This window comes from Microvirga sp. P4_G7, assembly GCF_056401005.1.
This window is the reverse complement of sequence record NZ_JBFUKD010000320.1, coordinates 1-3,979: the sequence shown is the minus strand read 5'-3', so window position 1 is coordinate 3,979 and position 3,979 is coordinate 1. Positions and strand designations below refer to the sequence as shown.

Below are 3,979 nucleotides of genomic sequence, written 5' to 3'. Positions count from 1 at the left end.
ATAGAGCGCGTTGGCCTTGAGCGCCAGGCGCCAGGAGAGCATGTAGGCGTTCTTGYAATCCTCGACGGTGGCGTCGTTCGGCATGTTGATGGTCTTCGAGATCGCACCCGAGATGAAGGGCTGCGCCGCCGCCATCATGYGGATGTGGCTYTCSACCGAGAGATAKCGCTTGCCGATSYKGCCGCASGGATTGGCGCAATCGAACACCGCATAGTGCTCTTCCTTGAGGAAGGGAGCGCCTTCGAGAGTCATCGCGCCGCAAACATGGATGTTCGCAGCTTCGATGTCAGCCTTCGAGAAGCCGAGGAAGGGCAGAAGCTCGAAGGACGGATCGCTGAGCCTGTCCGCCGGCACTTTCAGCGCACCAGTGAGGAAGTCCTCGCCGAGCGTCCACTTGTTGAAGACGAACTTGATGTCGAACGCGCTCTTCATGCCCTTTTCGAGAGCGTCGATCTTCTCGTCGGTGAAACCCTTCGCGGCAAGCGTCGCGCCGTTGATGGCGGGCGCCTGACGAAGCGAGCCGTGACCGACGGCATAAGCCTCGATCTCGGCGATCTCGGATTCGCGGTAGCCGAGCGTGCGCAGGGCGTCCGGTACGGCGCGGTTGATGATCTTGAAGTAGCCGCCGCCGGCGAGCTTCTTGAACTTCACCAGCGCGAAATCGGGTTCGATGCCGGTGGTGTCGCAATCCATCACGAGGCCGATCGTGCCTGTGGGCGCGATGACGGTGGCTTGCGCATTGCGGTAGCCGTGCAATTCGCCGAGCGCCAGCGCGTTGTCCCATGCGGCCTTGGCGTGCGCCACCAGGTTCTGGTCGGGGCAGGAGGCGTGATCGAGCGGCACCGGGTTGGTTGAGAGGCCTTCGTAGCCGGTGTCCATGCCGTGCGCGGCCCGACGATGATTGCGGATGACCCGCAGCATCGACTTGGCGTTCTTGGCATAGTTCGGGAACGGCCCGAGTTCACCCGCGATCTCGGCGGAGGTCGCGTAGGATACGCCGGTCATGATCGCGGTGAGCGCGCCGCCGAGAGCACGGCCCTCGGTGGAATCGTAACCGAGGCCCATGGTCATGAGCAGTCCGCCGATGTTGGCGAAGCCGAGGCCGAGCGTGCGGTACTCGTAGGAGAGCTGCGCGATCTCTTTCGAGGGGAACTGCGCCATCGTCACCGAGATTTCCAGCACGACCGTCCAGAGGCGGCACGCGTGCTCATAGGACTCGGCGTTGAAGGTCTTGGTGTCGCGATCGTAGAATTGCAGCAGGTTGGCGGAGGCGAGATTGCACGCCGTGTCGTCGAGGAACATGTACTCCGAGCACGGATTGGAAGCGCGGATGCGCCCGCCCGCCGGGCTGGTGTGCCAGTCGTTCATCGTCGTGTTGAAATGCAGGCCGGGATCGGCGGAGGCCCAGGCGGCGTGACCGATCTGCTCCCAGAGGTCGCGCGCCTTGAGCGTCTTGATGACCTTGCCATCTTTCCGAGCGGTGAGATTCCAATCGCTGTTCGCTTCCACTGCGCGCAAGAAATCGTCGGTCAACGAGACCGAGTTGTTGGAATTCTGGCCCGAGACKGTGAGGTAGGCTTCGGAATCCCAATCGGTGTCGTAGATCGGGAAGTCGATATCGGTATAGCCCTGCTTGGCGAACTGAATCACGCGCTTGATGTAGTTGTCCGGGATCATGACCCGGCGCGCCATCTTGATCTCGCGCTTCAGGGCCGGGTTCTTCTCTGGATCGAAGCAGGCGTCGTCGTCGGCTTCGCAATTCACACAGGCCCTCATGATGGCCTTGAGGTGCTTGTTGCCGAGTTTCGAACCGGTGACGAGAGCGGCGACCTTCTGCTCTTCCTTCACCTTCCAGTCGATGTAGGATTCGATATCCGGGTGATCGACGTCGACGACGACCATCTTTGCGGCGCGGCGCGTCGTGCCGCCCGACTTGATGGCGCCGGCGGCGCGGTCGCCGATCTTGAGGAACGACATCAGGCCCGAAGACCGCCCGCCGCCGGAAAGTTTCTCGCCTTCACCGCGCAGCTTGGAGAAGTTGGAGCCGGTGCCGGAGCCGTATTTGAACAGACGCGCCTCGCGGACCCACAGGTCCATGATGCCGCCTTCRTTSACCAGATCRTCYTCGACGCCCTGGATGAAACAGGCATGCGGTTGGGGGTGYTCGTAGGAGGATTTCGACTTSGTCAGCTTGCCGGTCTTGTARTCGACGTAATAGTGGCCCTGGCCCGGGCCGTCGATGCCGTAGGCCCAATGCAGGCCGGTGTTGAACCATTGCGGTGAGTTCGGCGCCACCATCTGGTTCGCGAGCATGAAACGCAGCTCGTCGAAGAACGCCTTGGCGTCTTCCTCGCCGGTGAAATAGCTGCCCTTCCAGCCCCAGTAGGTCCAGCACCCTGCGAGCCGGTCGAAGACCTGCTTGGAGGAGATTTCCGAACCATAGCGCTGATCGTCGGGAAGAGAAGCGAGAGCGTCCTCGTCGGGCACGGAGCGCCACAGCCAGGACGGAACGTCGTTCTCCTCGACCTTCTTCAGGCGCGCCGRCACGCCGGCCTTACGGAAGTACTTTTGTGCCAGGACGTCCGAAGCAACTTGGCTCCAGGTCTCCGGCACTTCGATATTGTCCAGCTTGAAGACGACAGAGCCGTCAGGATTGCGAATCTCGCTCGTCGCGAGACGGAAGGCGAGAGAAGAATAGGGCGATTGCCCAAGCTTGCTGTAACGCCGCTCGATCCGCATTTGTTAATTCCTTTGTACGGAGACAATAGGTCTCCTGGCCGCGATTTGTTCGCGGCTCCTCAGCCCACAATGTTTTAGACGCCCCGACGACCCCTCTTGAGGGGACCGCCACACATGCAACGTCCGAGTTTCGGCCACCCTCAGGGTCATCTTGGGCCTCACGGCGCAATGTGCCGCCCGGCTGTAACGCTTTACCTTGGGAGGGTGTTCGACCGGCCCTTTCAGGTCGGTTGCCGGTCTCGGATCGGCACCCTTTCAAGCTAGTCGCGTTGGTCGCCTGACGTCAAGAACTAGTGTCACGGCARGTGCCGTAAAACTACATATAGTGCTTCCTGTGAAAATTGTGGATAGCGTTCAGACGTCGCGCTAAGCCCTGGAGACTCCTTCAGGAATCCATCCTCGGCGATGCTCGAATATATTTTTGGGCGGTGCGTTCCCGGCCTACAAGTGACGATACGGTAGGCGCCCCGACCTTGACCCATCCTTGCTGACCAATTCGCTGCAAATTCGGCCCCAAAGCCCCACAGGGATTAGGAGAATCATCCCTTCCCACCAAATTGCACTGAGTCGGGCGGCGACGCGAGAATCGCTTGCCGCTTAAAGGCTGGACTTCGCGACAGTGCGAAGCCATATTCCGCGCGTTTTCGAGAACCTTCGGCGGTAGCGATGAAACAGTTTTGGCTGCAGTTCTTTACCTGGTGGAACGGCCAGACATTCGGCACACGATTCTATACGTGGCGCCGTGGTCAGTTCGTGGGCGAGGACGCGTTCGGCAATAAGTACTATCGCGCCCAAGGGCCGCTCATCGACCGGTCGGTCGGTTCTGAGCGCCGGTGGGTGGTCTATGCTGGAGACGCGGACGCTTCCCGCATTCCACCCGGTTGGCGCTCCTGGATGAACCACAACGATGCGCTGCCGCCGAGCGAGCAAGCGTACACGCCACGCGATTGGGAAAAGCCGCATGTGCCGAATATGACCGGCACACCTCAGGCCTATCGTCCGACCGGCTCGCAATTGGCTTCCGGACAGCGCCCGGCCGCGACCGGCGACTACGTGCCGTGGACGCCGGGTGAGTGAATGAAGGTTCGTCGAGCAAAATTCTTTCGAGGCCAATGATGTTGAAACGCGTGAGTCAGCGCCATTGTCTCGAATGCAATCTTGCCTTCGGTGATCCCGCCTTCACCTATCTTGCCGGGCGGACAGAGAAGGGCCCTGCCTATTGGACGGACGAGGGAGTGTT

General features: G+C 60.9%; 2 protein-coding genes. One reads left to right on the top strand and one right to left on the bottom strand.

Annotated elements, in window-relative coordinates:
* The coding region (locus AC1DT3_RS13610; RefSeq protein WP_477465787.1) for a vitamin B12-dependent ribonucleotide reductase at positions 1 to 2,739 on the bottom strand (2,739 nt) is incomplete at its 3' end.
* Between the two features lie 666 nt (positions 2,740 to 3,405).
* Between AC1DT3_RS13610 and AC1DT3_RS13605 the strand changes: the two genes are divergently transcribed.
* Complete coding sequence (locus AC1DT3_RS13605) at positions 3,406 to 3,816, top strand: NADH:ubiquinone oxidoreductase subunit NDUFA12 (protein WP_477465786.1); 411 nt, start codon at positions 3,406 to 3,408, stop codon at positions 3,814 to 3,816.
* Positions 3,817 to 3,979: the final 163 nt, after the last annotated feature.

Excerpts from the sequence above, each read along its gene's own strand:
- AC1DT3_RS13605 (WP_477465786.1), top strand. The coding sequence starts at position 3,406 with ATGAAACAGTTTTGGCTGCAGTTCTTTACCTGGTGGAACGGCCAGACA.